The sequence below is a fragment of the Phytohabitans aurantiacus genome (assembly GCF_027923225.1).
Taxonomy (GTDB): Bacteria; Actinomycetota; Actinomycetes; order Mycobacteriales; family Micromonosporaceae; genus Phytohabitans; species Phytohabitans aurantiacus.
On the sequence record NZ_BSDI01000079.1, the window covers coordinates 1 to 14824 of the forward strand.

The following is a 14824-nucleotide window of genomic DNA, read 5'->3' on the forward strand; positions in this document are numbered from 1 at the left end:
AAACCTAGGCCAGGCAACGGCGTGCCCCAATCACCAACCCGACCCCAACCCACACATCGGGGCGAAGAGCCGTGCATTCGCCCTTGATCGGCGGCGAAGGCCGGGGCGTGCGGGCCGGCGGGCGGCGAAGGCCGGGGCGTGCGGGCCGGCGGGCGGAGAAGGGCAGGCCGTGCGGGCCGGCGAGCGGGCGGAGAAGGGCGGGCTGCCGCGCGGCGGGGACGGCCGGGGCGGTGCAGGCCGCCGCGCGGCGCGGCCCTGCCGCCCCGGCGTGGGGGGTGCTGCGCGGCGGGGGTTAGGCGCCGCTTGTGACGCGGTAAGCGTCGAAGACGCCGTCGACCTTGCGGACGGCGGCCAGCAGGTGGCCCAGGTGCTTCGGGTCGGCCATTTCGAAGGAGAAGCGGCTCACCGCCACCCGGTCGCGCGTCGTGGTCACGGTCGCGGACAGGATGTTGACCCGCTCGTCGCTCAATACCCGGGTCACGTCGGCCAGCAGCTTGTGCCGGTCGAGCGCCTCTACCTGGATCGCCACCAGGAACGTGGACGCCGACGTCGGCTTCCAGGTCACCTCGACGATCCGGTCGGGCTGGGCTTGCAGGTCTTCGGCGTTGGCGCAGTCGTCGCGGTGCACGCTGATGCCGCCAGAGCGGGTCACGAAGCCGAACACCGCGTCGCCCGGTACCGGGGTGCAGCAGCGGGCCAATTTGATCCACACGTCGGTGACGCCGTGGACCACGACACCCGGGTCGTGGGCGGTCTGCCGGGCTCGGGGTGGCTTGGTCGCGACCGCGGTCTCGGCGATGTCTTCGACCGCGCCCTCTTCGCCCCCGTACCCCGCCACGAGCCGCTGCACGACCGACTGCGCGGAGACCTGGTTCTCCCCCACGGCGGCGTACAGCGATGCCACGTCGGCCAGGTGCAGGTCGCGGGCGATCGTCATGAGCGCGTCGCTGGTGAGCATCCGCTGTAGCGGGAGCCCCTGGCGGCGCATCGCCTTGACGATGGATTCCTTGCCGGCCTCGATGGCCTCTTCGCGGCGCTCCTTGTTGAAGTACTGCCGGATCTTGGTGCGCGCCCGCGGGCTCTTGACGAACCCGAGCCAGTCCTGTGACGGCCCAGCCGTGTCGGACTTCGACGTGAAGATCTCGATCACGTCGCCGTTGGACAGCGTCGACTCCAGCGGCACCAGCTTGCCGTTGACCCGCGCGCCGATGCACTTGTGTCCGACCTCGGTGTGCACCGCGTACGCGAAGTCGACCGGTGTCGAGCCCGTGGGCAGGGGGATGACGTCGCCCTTGGGCGTGAAGACGTACACCTCCTGGCTGGACAGGTCGAACCGCAGCGCGTCGAGGAACTCGCTGGGGTCGCTGGCCTCTCGCTGCCAGTCGAGCAGCTGCCGCAGCCACGTCATCTCGTCGATGTGGGCCGGCGGGCCGACGATGGTCGCGCCCTTCTGCTCCTTGTACTTCCAGTGCGCGGCGATGCCGAACTCGGCCGTGCGGTGCATGCCGATCGTGCGGATCTGCATCTCCACCGGCTTGCCGGTCGGCCCGATCACGGTCGTGTGCAACGACTGGTACATGTTGAACTTCGGCATCGCGATGTAATCCTTGAACCGGCCCGGCACCGGCTGCCAGTTCGCGTGGATCACACCAAGAGCCGCGTAGCAGTCTCGCACCGTGTCGACCAGGATCCGCACGCCGATCAGGTCGTAGATGTCGTTGAAGTCCCGCCCCCGCACGATCATCTTCTGATAGATCGAGTACAGGTGCTTGGGCCGACCCGTCACCTCAGCCTTGATCTTCGCGGCCTTGAGGTCGAGCTGCACCTTCTGCGTAACCTGCCGCAGCAGGGTGTCGCGCTGCGGCTGGTGCTCACCGATCAGCCTGTTGATCTCTTCGAACCGCTTGGGGAACAGCGTGCCGAACGCGAGATCCTCCAGCTCCCACTTGATCGTGTTCATACCGAGCCGGTGGGCCAGCGGAGCCAGGATCTCCAGCGTCTCCTTGGCCTTCTGCTCCTGCTTGGGGCGGGGCAGGAAGGTCAGGGTGCGCATGTTGTGCAGGCGGTCGGCGAGCTTGATGACCAGTACCCGAGGGTCCTTGGCCATGGCGACGACCATCTTGCGGATGGTCTCGGCCTTGGCCGCGTCGCCGAGCTTGACCTTGTCGAGCTTGGTGACGCCGTCGACCAGCAGCGCGACCTCGGGACCGAAGTCGGTGCGCATCTCGTCGAGGGTGTACTGGGTGTCTTCGATCGTGTCGTGCAGCAGCGCCGCCACCAGCGTGGTGGTGTCCATGCCCAGGTTGGCCAGGATGGTGGCCACCGCGAGCGGGTGCGTGATGTACGGGTCGCCGGACTTCCGGTACTGCCCGGAATGCCACTTGGCGGCCACGTCGAAGGCAGTCTGAAGCTGCCGCGCGTCGGCCTTGGGATGGCACGCGCGGTGCGTGGCGATCAGTGGCTCGAGCACCTCGCTGACCTGTGGCGTCTGCCAGGGCGCGTTGAAGCGGGCCAGCCGCGCCCGGACGCGGCGCCCGGTGGGGGCGCCGGCCAGGCCGAAGCCCGAACCGTTGTCGTCGTCCGTCGGGTGCGACTGCTCGACAGGCTGCGCGGGTTCGACTGGGTGCACCGAGCTCTCATCCCCTACAGGATGGGCGACGTCGTGGGACACCGGCCTCCTCACACCTCGCCGGGAACTGAACCGACCGTATCCGGCCGGCCCTACCCTCCGCTACCCAACGACCGGGCCGCTCAGAAAAGTCCCACAGACCCTAAACGGTCAACAGGGCATGTACGTCGCGCGGCGCCAGCCGCTCGCGGCCCGGCAGGAACGAAAGCTCCAAGACCACTGTGAAGCCGGTCACAACACCGCCCGCCCGCTCGACCAGGTCGAGCGAGGTGGCGGCGGTGCCGCCGGTGGCCAGTACGTCGTCGACCACCAGTACCCGCTGCCCCGGCCGGAACGCGTCCCGGTGGATCTCCAGGGCCGCCTCGCCGTACTCCAACTCGTACGAGGCGGTGTACGTCTCCCGGGGGAGCTTGCCGGCCTTGCGCACAGGCACGGCGCCCACGCCAGCGGCGTACGCGATGCCCGCCGCGAGCAGGAAGCCGCGCGCCTCGATGCCCGCGACCGCGTCGAAGCCCTCGCGCCCGTAGTGGTCGACGATGCCGTCGACCATCTCACGGAAGGCCATGCCGTCAGCGAACAGCGGCGTCAGGTCCTTGAAGAGGATGCCCGGCTTGGGAAAGTCGGGCACATCCACCACGTGACTGGCGACGAGCTTCGCCAGGTCGGTCACCGGCGCTTACCCCGGCCGGGCCGGTTGCCGCCGCCCGGTCGGCCGCCGCGACCGCTGGATGGCCGCTTGCCGGTGGCCGGCCGGGAGCCGACCTTGGGCGTGGCACCGGCCATGGCCGCGAGCTCGTCGTCGGAGCCCGGCTCGGCCGCCGCCGTCTTGGCGACCTGCTTGGGCGAGCGGGCGCCCTTGACGGGCACCTCGCCCCGGGCGATGGCCGCCCGGCGCGCGAGCACCCGCTGCGTGTGGCCCTGGTACTTCGGCTCGTACGCCTTGAAGGTCGCCAGCACCGGCGTCGCGAAGAAGATCGACGAGTACACCGCGATTCCCATACCGACGAAGAGCACGAGGCCCAGGTCGCGCAGCGTGCCGGCACCGAGCAGGAACGCGCCGATGAACAGCAGGCCACCGACCGGGAGCAGGGCCACGAGGCCGGTGTTGATCGAACGCATCAGCGTCTGGTTGACCGCCAGGTTGGCGGCTTCCGGGTACGTCTGCGTGCTGCTCGCCGTGATGCCGCGCGTATTTTCCTGCACCTTGTCGAACACGACCACGACGTCGTAGAGCGCGAAGCCCAGGATCGTCAGGAAGCCGATGATGGTCGACGGGCTGATCTCGAAGCCGACCAGCGAGTAGATGCCGGCCGTGATGACCAGGTCGAGCAGCAGCGAGATGACCGCCGAGACGGCCATCCGCCATTCGAAGCGGACCACCAGGTACAGCGTGACGGCCGCGAGGAAGACCAGCAGGCCGAGCAGCGCGCGCTCGGTTACCTGGCTGCCCCACGCGCCGCTGACCCGGCTGTTGCTGATGTCGCCCTCGGAGATGCCCAACTCTTGGGCGATGTCGGCCTTGGCCTGCAAGGCCTGCGAGGACGTCAGCTCCGAGGTGCGAATCAGGTAGGTGCCGTCGCCGCCGCCCACCTGCTGGGTGGAGGCCACCCGCAGCGGCTCGTCGGCGTTGTCGATCTTCCCCAGCGCGGTGGTGACCGCGTTTTCCGCGTCGCTCATCGAGCCGACCGACACCGGCACCTGGAACTCGACGCCGCCGGAGAAGTCGATGCCCAGCGTGAACCCGCGGAACGCGAAGCTCAGCACCGCGATCAGCACCGCCGTGGCGGCGACCGTGAACCAGACCTTGCGCCGGCCGATGACGTTGATGCCGGCTTCGCCCTTGTAGAGGCGGGTAGCGATACCACTCATCGGGTCACGCCTCCTTCACGCGGGGCTTGCTAGGGGTGTCGTCCGATTTTTCCAGTACCCGGCCGAGGCCGCTGACCCTCGGCGAGAGGAACGCCTTGGTGCGCGCGAACATCGTCATGATCGGGTGCCGGAAGAGGAAGACCACCACGAGGTCGAGGATCGTGGCGAGGCCGAGCGCGAACGCGAAGCCCTTCACCGGTCCGACGGAGACCAGGTACAGGATGACCGCCGCCATGATGGTGACCGCGTTCGCCGAGATGATCGTGCGGCGCGCACGGGCCCAAGCGCGCGGCACCGCGCTGCGCGGGCTGCGACCCTCGCGTATCTCGTCTTTCAGACGTTCGAAGTAGATGACGAACGAGTCCGCGGCCACACCGAGCGACACGATGAAGCCCGCGATGCCGGCGAGGTTGAGCGTGAAGCCGATCTGCCGGCCGAGCACGATCAACGCGCCGAAGACCAGCAGGCCGGACAGGACCAGGCTCAGGAAGATGACCGTGCCCAGCAGGCGGTAGTAGAAGAACGAGTAGATGATGACCAGGAGCATGCCGATGCCCGCGGCCAGCAGGCCGGCCTTCAGGTACTCGGTGCCGAGCGTCGCGGTGACGTTCTGCACCTCGCTCTGGTCGAAGGTCAGCGGCAGCGCGCCGTAGCGCAGCTTGCTGGCCAGCTCGTTCGCGGACTTGGAGTTGAAGTCGCCGGTGATCTGCGAGTTGCCGGTGAGCACGCCCTGGATCTCCGGAGACGAGATCACCTCGTTGTCGAGCACCACGGCGACGCGGCAGCGGCTCTGGTCGCCGAGCGCGGTCTGCTCGCAGGCGCCGCCGGTGTTCTCGTACGCCTCGCGGGTCAGGTCGGTCCACTTTTTCTGGCCGGAGCCGGTGAAGTCGAGCGAGACGACCCACTCGCCGTTCTGCGTGTCGAGCACGCCGTCGGCGTCGCTGACGTCGGTGCCCTCCACCTTGGCGACGTCGAGCAGGTACTTCTGCGCGCCCTCGCAGGAGACCGCCTGCTGCTTCACGTCGGCGATCGAGCCCGGCTCCCGGTCGGCGAGCTGCGCGCAGGTGATCGTCGGCACGTTGAACTGGATGTTCGGCGGCAGCACCGCCACCTCGTCGCCTTTCAGCGTCGCGAACTTCGCGTAGGTGGTGGCCGCCGTCGGGTCGGTGCTCGCGTCCGGCGGAGCCTGCAGGCCGTTCGCCGCCGCCCACAGCTGCGGCCCGATCTTCGCCTGGACGGCCGCGAGCCGCTCCTCGCGGGTCATCTGGCTGGTGTCTGGCTCAGGGGTGGCCGACGTCGACGGCGTCGGAGTGACGGCACCGGAGGCGCTCGGGGTCGGCGTGGCGGCCATGCCACCCTGCCCGCCCGGACTGGCCGAAGCCGACGGCGTGCCCGCCGGCTTAGCCGCTGGAGACGCCGACGCGCTCGCACCCGGTGACGGCGTCGCGCTGCCCGACGGGGTCGGCGTCGCCGCGGGCGCGATGGCGCCGCTGTCGGTGGTCACCTTCAGGACCTTGCGGAACCGCAGCTCGGCCTGCTGGCCCAGCTCGGCCAGCGCGTCGCTGCTCTCGCCGGCCAGCGATACCACGATGTGGTTGTTGCCCTCGGTGACCACCTCGGCCTCGGACACGCCGTATCCGTTGGCCCGCGACTCGATGATCCGCCGCGCCTCTTCCAACGACTCCGCGCTCGGGTCCTTGCCGGTCAAGGTCTTGGCCGTATAGGTGACCCGGCTGCCGCCGATCAGGTCGAGGCCGAGCCGCGGATGCAGGCGGTCGGCGAAGCTGCCACTGGCGCCGGCGAAGAACACCAGCAGGTAGAGGACGACGAAGATGAGGCCGAGCACGGCGAGTTGCCGGCCGGGACGCATCTGTCCCTGAGGTGGTGCCACGGCTGTCGGGTCTCCTGTGCGGTATGGCCGCCGGTGGGCGCGGCGGAGTTCTGGTGGGTGGGCGCGCGGGGCGCGTCAGTCCTTTTTGGCGTCGGCCTCGTCGATCACGGGCTCGGCCTCGACCTCGTCGTCTTCGGTGCGCTGCTCGGGCTTGCTCACGACGCGCGAGATCGCGGGACGCGCGTAGCGGGTGTGCACACCGGGTGCCACTTCGAGGATCACGGTCTCGTCGTCGGACTCGACGACCGTGCCGTACAGGCCGCCGATCGTGACGACCTCCGCACCCGGACCGAGGGTGCGCTGCATCTGCTCAGCCTCGCGGCGGCGGCGCTGCTGCGGGCGGATCATCATGAAGTACATGACGCCGAAGAGCAAAACGATCATAAGTATCGGCATGAAGCTGCCGGCACCGCCGGAGTTTGCTGCCAAAAACACTGTGTCGAACCTTCCAGTTGATCCTCCGCAGGGCGCGGGGGCGCCGGAGCGGAGGCGGAGTCTCACGTCCTGTACGGACCGCGGCGAAGTCTAATCCCTATGCCTGAGAACTCCTATACAGGCCCGCCTATGGCTCGGCGGTAAAGAGATCAGGTGGCGCAGCGGTACCGCTGGCGAACGTACCATTTGGTGGCGTTCGTCCGAGATGATGCCATGCCGCGTCGGTCGCGACCCGCCCCCTGGGCGTACGCGCGAGCAGGCCCGCACGCACCAGGAATGGCTCACAGACCTCTTCGACGGTGTCCGGCTGCTCCCCCACCGCCACCGCGAGCGTCGACAGGCCCACCGGTCCGCCCCGGAACGAGTCGACCAGCGCCACCAGTACCGCCCGGTCGAGCCGGTCGAGGCCCAGGTCATCCACGTCGTACACGGCCAGGGCCGCACGGGCGGTCTCCTGGTTGACCACACCGTCGGCGCGTACCTCGGCGAAGTCCCGCACGCGGCGCAGCAGCCGATTGGCGATACGGGGCGTACCGCGCGAGCGCCCGGCGATCTCGACCGCACCCTCCTCGGTGATCGGTACCCCGAGGATGCGCGCCGAGCGGTGCAGCAGCTTCTCCAGGTCGTCGGGTGAGTAGAAGTCGAGGTGAGCCACGAAGCCGAAGCGGTCGCGCATCGGCCCGGTGAGCAGGCCGGACCGGGTGGTCGCGCCGACCAGCGTGAACGGTTCGACGTCGAGCGGGATCGCGGTCGCGCCCGGTCCCTTGCCCACGATGACGTCGACCCGGAAGTCCTCCATCGCGCTGTAGAGCAGCTCCTCGGCCGGCTTGGCGATGCGGTGGATCTCGTCGATGAACAGCACGTCGCCTTCGCTGAGGCTGGTCACGATCGCGGCCAGGTCGCCCGAGCGCTCGATCGCCGGGCCGCTGGTCACCCTGATGCCGGTGCCCAGCTCGGCAGCCACGATGTTGGCGAGCGTGGTCTTGCCGAGGCCGGGTGGCCCTGACAGGAGGATGTGGTCGGGTGGGCTGCCGCGTCCCTTCGCGCCACGCAACAGCAGGTCCAGCTGATCGCGTACCCGATGCTGGGCGATGAAGTCGGCCAGGCGCTTCGGGCGGACGCTGACCTCGGCGTCATGCTCCGCCTCGGTCGCGTACGCGGACACCAGCCCTTCGGATTCGGTCATCGGGTCTTACCCAGCAGGCGGATGGCCTGCCTGAGCAGTACCGGCACCGGCGGCACCGCGCCGTCGACGGTCTCCGCGACCACGGCCACCGCCTGCTCGGCCTGCGACGCGGTCCAGCCGAGCCCGACCAGACCCTGCCGCACCTGCTCCTGCCAGGCACCGCCGACCGCGCCCGCGTTGCCGTCGGCGCCCACCGAGACCGGGCCGATCCGGTCGCGCAGCTCCAGTACGAGCCGTTCGGCGCCCTTCTTGCCGATGCCCGGCACGCGGGTCAGCGTGGCGGTGTCCGCCCCCGCGATCGCGCGCCGCACGGTGTCGGGCGAGTGCACCGCCAGTACCGCTTGAGCAAGCCGCGGACCGACGCCGCTCGCGGTCTGTAGCAGCTCGAACAGCTGCTTCTCCTCGTCGTCGGCGAAGCCGTAGAGGGTCAGCGAGTCTTCGCGCACCACGAGGCTGGTCGCGAGCCGCGCCTGCTCGCCCAGCCGCAGGCCGGCGAGCGTGCCCGGCGCGCACTGCACGGCGAGCCCGACGCCGCCGACCTCGATGACCGCGCCGTCCGGCGACACCGCCGCGACCGTCCCGCGCACGCTCGCGATCATTTTCGTCCTCCCCGCTGTCGGGCAGCCGCCGCCTGCGCCGCCGCCGCGAGCTTAGACCGGGTGCCACCGCGCCATACATGGCAGATGGCCAGGGCGAGCGCGTCGGCGGCGTCGGCGGGTTTCGGTGGCGCGTCGAGCCGCAGCAGCCGGGTCACCATCGACGTGATCTGCGCCTTGTCGGCCTGACCCGAGCCGGTGATGGCGGCCTTGACCTCGCTCGGCGTGTACGTGGTCACCGGCAGCCCGGCACGCGCGCCCGCCAGGACCGCGACCGCGCTGGCCTGGGCGGTGCCCATGACGGTGCGGACGTTGTGCTGGCTGAACACCCGCTCGACGGCGACGCTCTCCGGCTGGTGCTCGGCGACCAGCTCGGCGAGCCTGCGGTCGAGGTGCAGCAGGCGCTGGGCGAGGTCTTCGGACGGGTCGCTCTGGACCACGTAGTAGGCCACGAGCGCGCAGGGCCGTCCCGGCACTCCCTCGACCACGCCGACCCCGCACCGGGTCAACCCTGGATCGACCCCGAGCACCCGCATTCGTACACGCTACCTAGGGGAACCACTGGCGACGCAGACCGACACACGTTCGATTCAGCGCGCAGCCTAGAAGAATCGCGCAGCCTAGGAGAATTCAGCGCGCCGCTATCCCGGCGAGCACCGCGTCGACCGTGCGCTCGGCGAGGTTCTCCTCGCTTAGCTGCGGGTTCCACTTGAGCACGCGCTGGAGCGTGGTCGGCCCCATGAGCATCGCCATCGTCAGCTCCAGGTCGATGTCGGGGCGCAGGTCACCGGTGCGGATGCCGCGGCGCAGCACCTCGCGCATGAGCTCCCGCCGCGGCGCCACGATCTCCTGGTACATGTCGTACTGCTGCGGATTGCGGTGCATCTCCGGCACCAGGCACGGCATGATCTTGTCGGCCCGCGGGTCGCGCAGGCGCGCGGCGGCGCTGACCAGCGTCACCAGGTCGTCGCGCACCGAGGCACCCGCCGGCATCGGCGGGTGCCCCTTGAGCTTGCGGATCGCCTCGACCATCAGCGCGTCCTTGCCGGACCATCGGCGGTAGATGGTCGCCTTGCCGACGCCCGCGCGCGCGGCGATCGCCTCGATCGACAGGGACTCGACGCTGGCCCCCTCCGCCAGCAGGTCGAGCACCGCCTCGACGATCGCCTCATCTGCGCGGGCGCTCCGCGGTCGACCAGGCGACCGCGGAGCGCTAGCTACGGAACTCATCCCGAAACCTTACGAGGCCGGCGCGAGTTCGGGCTGCTCCGCCAGGTTTGGCGAAGGCTCGAACTGGTGCCCGTCCGCCTTGCCGGGCATCCAGCGCAGCACCATCAGTACGCCGAGCGCCGCCACCGTCGCGCCGATCGCCGCCGTCCAGTGCATCGCCGTGACGAACGCGTTGTTCGCCGCGTCGATCACCGCGCCACCCGCCGGTCCCAGGCTCTGTGCCGCGCCGTACGCGCCGGAGATCGACTCTTCGACCGCGTCGCGAGCCGGCTCGGGCAGGCTGCTGGCGGCCGAGGTGACCTCACCCCGGTAGACGCCGGCCAGTACCGAACCGAGCACCGCCACGCCGAGCGCGCCGGCGACCTGGCGAACCGTGTTGCTGACCGCCGAGCCGACACCGGCCTTCTCCCGCGGCAGCGACGACATGATGGACTCCATCGCCGGCGGCATGATGTTGGCCATCCCGATGCCCTGGACGAAGAACAGCACCAGGATCACCCAGATCGGTGTGCTCACGCCGAGGAAGACGAAGCCGCCCATGCCGACCGCGGTCATCGCCAGCCCCACCCCGGAGACCGTCTTGGCACCGTACTTCTTCACCATCGCCGCGCTGCGGGGCGCGAACACGAGCTGCGCGACCGCGAACGGCAGCAGCATCAGGCCGGTCTCCAGCGGGCTGTAGCCGCGGACGAGCTGCAGGTAGAACGCGCTGAAGAAGAACACGCCGAGGGCCGCGAAGAAGACCAAGCCGATGAGCGCCACCGGAGCCGCGAACCGCGGCACCTTGAACAGCCGCACGTCCAGCGACGGGAACTCGATGCGCCGCTCGTAAGCGACGAACGCCGCCAGTACCGCCAGGCCACCCAGGATGGCCGCCCACACGACCGGCCGCCCGAAGCCGTGCTCGCCGCCGTCGATGATGCCGTACGACAGGCCGACCAGGCCGACCACCGAAAGCGCGACGCCGACGATGTCGATCTTTCCGGGGCGCGGGTCGCGCGACTCGGGAACCAGCACCGCCACCAGCACCAGGCCGCCCACCACGACCGGCACGTTGATCAGGAAGACAGAGCCCCACCAGAAGTGCTCGAGCAGGATGCCGCCCAGGATCGGGCCGATCGCGATCGCCAGGCCGACCGAGCCGGACCAGATGGCGATCGCCCGCCCGCGTTCGCGCGGGTCGAAGACGTTCGAAATGATCGACAGCGTCACCGGCATGATCGCCGCGCCGCCGAGGCCCATGAGGGCCCGTGCCCAGATGAGCTGCGCCGGGTCCTGCGCGTACGCGGACAGCGCCGACGCGATGCCGAAGATCGCCAGGCCGATGGCCAGGAAGCGCTTGCGACCGTACCGGTCGCCGAGCACCCCGGCGGTGAAGAGCAAGCCGGCGAAGACCAGCGTGTACGAGTTGATCGACCACTCCAGCTCACCCTGGCTGGCGCCCAGGCCGTGCTCCGGGTCGGCGAGCGTCTTCAGCGCGACGTTGAGCACGGTGTTGTCGAGCACCACCACGAGCAGGCTGATCACGAGGACGCCAAGGATGATCCAGCGCCTCGGGTGGCCGGTGTTTGTTTGGGGTTGCAAGGCCCTGTCTCCCCCCGATACGGAACGGTCTCGTTTCACAAGCCAAGCTACGCCCGACCAAAGCGAAACGGAACCGTCTCGTATTAGAAAGTGGGGGCCGTCACACCAGGGCATTCACCGCCATGTCGACGTCCTGCTCCGTCGAGTACAGGTGAAAAGAGGCCCGGACGCGACCGGCCCTGACGGCGGCGCGGACGCCGGCTGCCGCGAGCCTCTCCTGCGCGCCCGGAACGTCGACCGTCACGATCGCGCTCTCGCCCGGCGGGCGGCCGAGCGCGGTGAGGAACCGGTTCGCCAGCGCGACGTTGTGCGCGTTGATCGCGGGTACGCCGATGCGCTCCACGAGATCGAGCGCCGGCGCGAGCCCGACCCACGAGAACCAGGCCGGCGAGATGTCGAAGCGCCGCGCGTCCGGCGCGAGCCGCAACGGCGGCCCGTAGTAGGCGGCGTGCACGTCGTCCCCCGCGTACCAACCGGCCGCCGAGGGAACGAGCCGCTCCCGCAGCTCCGGCGAAAGGTACGCGAATGCGGCGCCACGCGGTCCCATCAGCCACTTGTAGGCCGCGACCACCACCGCGTCCGCCCGGCTCGCGTCGAACGGCAGCCAGCCACACGCCTGCGTCGCGTCGACCACGACCAGCGCACCGTGCGCGCGGGCCGCCGCTACGACCTCGTCGTACGCCGCCACCGCGCCGTCCGACGACTGCACGAGACTGAACGCGACCAGGTCAGTGCCGGCGTCGACCGCACCGGCCAGCTTGTCGGCCGGCACGGCGCGCACGTTCACGCGCGGCTGGGCCAGCCACGGGAAGAGGTTCGACGTGAACTCCATGTCGGGCACCAGCACCCTCGCCCCGTCGGGCAGGGCCGCCGCGACGGGCGCGAGCAGCTGGGAGACTGCCGCGCCGACAGCAACGTCGGCAGTGGGCACGGCCACGAGCCGGGCGAAAGCGCCGCGGGCCAACTCGGTCGCTTTACCCCATGGCTCCCATGAGGTACGCCCAGCGCGCCAGGCGCCGAGCGCATCCTGCACCGCGTCCCACGCGGGTCGGGGCGGCAGGCCATAGCTGGCTGTGTTGAGCCATCCCGGCTCCGGATCCCACAGTCCCTTGGCATCAGCAAGATCCATAGGACGACCCTATCTTGTTACGAACCTGTTGCATTCACGTACTTCGACTCCTATGGTGGGCGTACCGCAGCGGTTTTTCACCCATAAATGTCGAAATGTTGGTCGAAGCGCTTCGACTCGGTTTCGACACCTAAGGAGTCAGCCATGCGTCGCACCTCTTTCCTCGCACTCCTGGTCGCCCTCATCGTCGGCTTCGCCTCGGCACCGGCTCAAGCGGCGACATGGAGCTCGTCAGACCGCTGGGGCACCTGGAACAACGGCGGCTACATCCTCTACAACAACATCTGGGGCAGCGGCTACGGTCCGCAGACAATCTGGGCAAACTCGTACAGCAACTGGGGCGTCTGGGCCAACCACCCCAACACCGGCGGCATCAAGTCCTACCCCAACGCCACCAGAGAGGTGAACCGCCGGCTCAGCTCGCTCGGCACCGCGCGAAGCAGCTTCAACGTGACCGTGCCCAGCGGTGGCGCCTACACCAGCGCCTACGACATCTGGGCCGACGGCCACACGTACGAAATCATGCTGTGGATGAACAAGTACGGTCCGGTGGGACCGTTGGGTTCGTTCCAGGCCAACGTGTCGGTGGGCGGCCACACCTGGGCCGTGTACCGCGGCTCGAACGGCTCCAACCAGGTCTTCTCGTTCATCCGCTCGTCCAACACCAACTCTGGGACGGTCGACATCCGCGCGGTGATGAACTGGATCCGCGGACGGGGCTGGTTCGGCGACGTCACGTTGAGCACGGTGCAGTTCGGCTACGAGATCACCTCATCTTCTGGCGGCATGAACTTCAACACCAACTCCTTCTCCGTGACCTACTCCTAAGCGTGATCAGGGCGTCCCTCAAGTCGTTAGAGCAACTTGAGGGACGCCCTGATCACGAAAAGCGGCGTGCGCTGGGGACCGCTGGGGAGACTGGAGCGGGCTCGTCTTCGTCTAGCAGGGTCTGCTCGTTGAACGGGTCGTGGCCGGCCAGTACCTCGCGCGCCCGCTCCTTGTCGAACTCGCCCGTCCAGGTGCCGACCAGTACCGTCGCCACCGCGTTGCCGGCGAAGTTGGTCAGGGCCCGCGCCTCGGACATGAACCGGTCGATGCCCACGATCAGACCGACGCCGTCGACCAGGTCGGGGCGGTGGCTCTGCAGGCCGCCAGCCAGGGTCGCCAGGCCGGCGCCGGTGATGCCCGCCGCACCCTTCGACGCGATGATCATGAAGAGGAGCAGCGAGATCTGCTCGCCGATCGAGAGCGGGTTGCCCATCGCCTCGGCCACGAAGAGCGAGGCCATTGTCAGGTAGATCGCGGTGCCGTCGAGGTTGAAGGAGTACCCGGTCGGCACCGTGATGCCGACGACCGGCTTGCTCACGCCGAAGTGTTCCATTTTCGCGATCAGCCGCGGCAGCGCCGACTCCGACGACGACGTGGAGACGATCAGCAGGAACTCCCTGGCCAGGTACTTGAACAGCGAGAAGATGCTGATCCCGGCGACCGCCCGCAGCAGTAGTCCGAGTACCACGAACACGAAGATGAAGCACGTGGCGTAGAAGCCGAGCATGATCTGGGCGAGGCTCTTGAGCGCGTCCACGCCGGTCGCCCCCACGACCGCCGCCATCGCGCCGAACGCGCCGATCGGCGCCAGCCACATGATCATCGACAGCACCTTGAAAACGAGCCGCTGGATGACGGTGACGGCGCGCAGTACCGGCTCGCCGCGGCTGCCCATGGCCTGTACAGCGAAACCCACCACCAGCGCGACCAGGAGTGTCTGAAGGACCTCGCCCTCCGTCAAGGCCGACAGCAGTGAGGTCGGGATGATTCCCAGCAGGAAGTCCGCGGTGCCCTCGTTGGACGCGCCGCTGGCCGCCTTCTGGCCGGCCTCAGCCACCGACGAGCCCAGGTCGAGGCCGGCGCCCGGGTGGATCAGGTTGCCGACGACCAGGCCGATGGCCAGCGCGATGGTCGACATGGTCAGGAAGTACCCGAGAGCGAGGCCGCCGACCTTGCCGACCTTGGCGGCCTGCCGCACCGAGCCGACGCCCAGCACGATCGTGCAGAAGATGACCGGGCTGATCATCATCTTGATCAGGTTGACGAAGCCGGTGCCGATCGGCCGGAGTTCCTTCGCGAAATCCGGGACGACCAGGCCGACAAGGATGCCCGCCGCTACAGCGACGACCACGGCGATGTACAGATAGTGCGTACGGTCCCGCCTGACCCGCGGGAGGGGGCTCTGGGTCTCCATGCCGCAGACTGTGGTCCAGGTCTCACCGGAGAG

General features: G+C 69.2%; 13 protein-coding genes. 1 reads left to right on the forward strand and 12 read right to left on the reverse strand.

All coding sequences use genetic code 11. The annotated features are described in order from the left end of the window. Positions 1 to 292: 292 nt before the first annotated feature. The 11 genes from QMG73_RS42360 to QMG73_RS42410 form a co-directional block, all read right to left on the reverse strand. Entirely contained in the window at positions 293 to 2671 is a 2379-nt protein-coding gene (locus QMG73_RS42360; RefSeq protein WP_281905266.1) for a RelA/SpoT family protein, read from the reverse strand. A 100-nt stretch (positions 2672 to 2771) separates the two neighbouring features. After that, positions 2772 to 3299: an adenine phosphoribosyltransferase gene (locus QMG73_RS42365; protein ID WP_281905267.1), complete on the reverse strand. Its 528-nt coding sequence runs from the start codon at positions 3297 to 3299 to the stop codon at positions 2772 to 2774. Continuing rightward, complete coding sequence (gene secF / locus QMG73_RS42370; RefSeq protein ID WP_281905268.1) at positions 3296 to 4498, reverse strand: protein translocase subunit SecF; 1203 nt, start codon at positions 4496 to 4498, stop codon at positions 3296 to 3298. The genes QMG73_RS42365 and secF overlap by 4 nt, the downstream gene beginning before the upstream one ends. A gap of 4 nt (positions 4499 to 4502) precedes the next feature. After that, complete coding sequence (secD, locus tag QMG73_RS42375) at positions 4503 to 6389, reverse strand: protein translocase subunit SecD (protein WP_281905269.1); 1887 nt, start codon at positions 6387 to 6389, stop codon at positions 4503 to 4505. Positions 6390 to 6464: 75 nt separating this feature from the next. Next, on the reverse strand, positions 6465 to 6773 hold the full coding sequence (gene yajC / locus QMG73_RS42380; RefSeq protein ID WP_407676935.1) for a preprotein translocase subunit YajC: 309 nt from the start codon (positions 6771 to 6773) through the stop codon (positions 6465 to 6467). 178 nt (positions 6774 to 6951) lie between these two features. Continuing rightward, positions 6952 to 8010 carry a Holliday junction branch migration DNA helicase RuvB gene (gene ruvB / locus QMG73_RS42385; RefSeq protein WP_281905270.1) on the reverse strand — a complete coding sequence of 353 codons (1059 nt, stop codon included), beginning with the start codon at positions 8008 to 8010 and terminating at the stop codon, positions 6952 to 6954. Then, positions 8007 to 8609 (reverse strand): Holliday junction branch migration protein RuvA, encoded by a 603-nt coding sequence (gene ruvA / locus QMG73_RS42390; RefSeq protein WP_281905271.1) that lies wholly within the window; start codon positions 8607 to 8609, stop codon positions 8007 to 8009. Before ruvA ends, ruvB begins: the two co-directional genes overlap by 4 nt. Then, complete coding sequence (gene ruvC / locus QMG73_RS42395; protein WP_281905273.1) at positions 8606 to 9142, reverse strand: crossover junction endodeoxyribonuclease RuvC; 537 nt, start codon at positions 9140 to 9142, stop codon at positions 8606 to 8608. Before ruvC ends, ruvA begins: the two co-directional genes overlap by 4 nt. A 94-nt stretch (positions 9143 to 9236) precedes the next feature. Beyond that, the gene (locus QMG73_RS42400) at positions 9237 to 9836 is read right to left on the reverse strand and encodes a TetR/AcrR family transcriptional regulator (RefSeq protein ID WP_281905274.1); all 600 of its coding nucleotides are present in this window, start codon (positions 9834 to 9836) and stop codon (positions 9237 to 9239) included. A gap of 9 nt (positions 9837 to 9845) precedes the next feature. After that, on the reverse strand, positions 9846 to 11420 hold the full coding sequence (locus tag QMG73_RS42405) for an MFS transporter (protein ID WP_281905275.1): 1575 nt from the start codon (positions 11418 to 11420) through the stop codon (positions 9846 to 9848). Positions 11421 to 11520: 100 nt separating this feature from the next. After that, positions 11521 to 12549 carry an aminotransferase class V-fold PLP-dependent enzyme gene (locus QMG73_RS42410; protein WP_281905277.1) on the reverse strand — a complete coding sequence of 343 codons (1029 nt, stop codon included), beginning with the start codon at positions 12547 to 12549 and terminating at the stop codon, positions 11521 to 11523. A gap of 144 nt (positions 12550 to 12693) precedes the next feature. Here QMG73_RS42410 and QMG73_RS42415 point away from each other — a divergent pair, with 144 nt between their 5' ends. After that, positions 12694 to 13377: a glycoside hydrolase family 12 protein gene (locus QMG73_RS42415; RefSeq protein WP_281905279.1), complete on the forward strand. Its 684-nt coding sequence runs from the start codon at positions 12694 to 12696 to the stop codon at positions 13375 to 13377. Positions 13378 to 13429: 52 nt separating this feature from the next. Here the strand turns inward: QMG73_RS42415 and QMG73_RS42420 are convergent, their stop codons facing one another. Further along, entirely contained in the window at positions 13430 to 14791 is a 1362-nt protein-coding gene (locus QMG73_RS42420; protein WP_281905301.1) for a cation:dicarboxylate symporter family transporter, read from the reverse strand. Positions 14792 to 14824 lie beyond the last annotated feature (33 nt).

Bases quoted from the DNA above. Each gene is read 5' to 3' on its own strand.
- secF (WP_281905268.1), bottom strand. From the start codon at position 4,498: ATGAGTGGTATCGCTACCCGCCTCTACAAGGGCGAAGCCGGCATCAAC.
- yajC (WP_407676935.1), bottom strand. From the start codon at position 6,773: ATGATCGTTTTGCTCTTCGGCGTCATGTACTTCATGATGATCCGCCCG.
- ruvB (WP_281905270.1), bottom strand. From the start codon at position 8,010: ATGACCGAATCCGAAGGGCTGGTGTCCGCGTACGCGACCGAGGCGGAG.
- ruvA (WP_281905271.1), bottom strand. From the start codon at position 8,609: ATGATCGCGAGCGTGCGCGGGACGGTCGCGGCGGTGTCGCCGGACGGC.
- ruvC (WP_281905273.1), bottom strand. From the start codon at position 9,142: ATGCGGGTGCTCGGGGTCGATCCAGGGTTGACCCGGTGCGGGGTCGGC.
- QMG73_RS42400 (WP_281905274.1), bottom strand. From the start codon at position 9,836: ATGAGTTCCGTAGCTAGCGCTCCGCGGTCGCCTGGTCGACCGCGGAGC.
- QMG73_RS42410 (WP_281905277.1), bottom strand. From the start codon at position 12,549: ATGGATCTTGCTGATGCCAAGGGACTGTGGGATCCGGAGCCGGGATGG.
- QMG73_RS42415 (WP_281905279.1), top strand. From the start codon at position 12,694: ATGCGTCGCACCTCTTTCCTCGCACTCCTGGTCGCCCTCATCGTCGGC.
- QMG73_RS42420 (WP_281905301.1), bottom strand. From the start codon at position 14,791: ATGGAGACCCAGAGCCCCCTCCCGCGGGTCAGGCGGGACCGTACGCAC.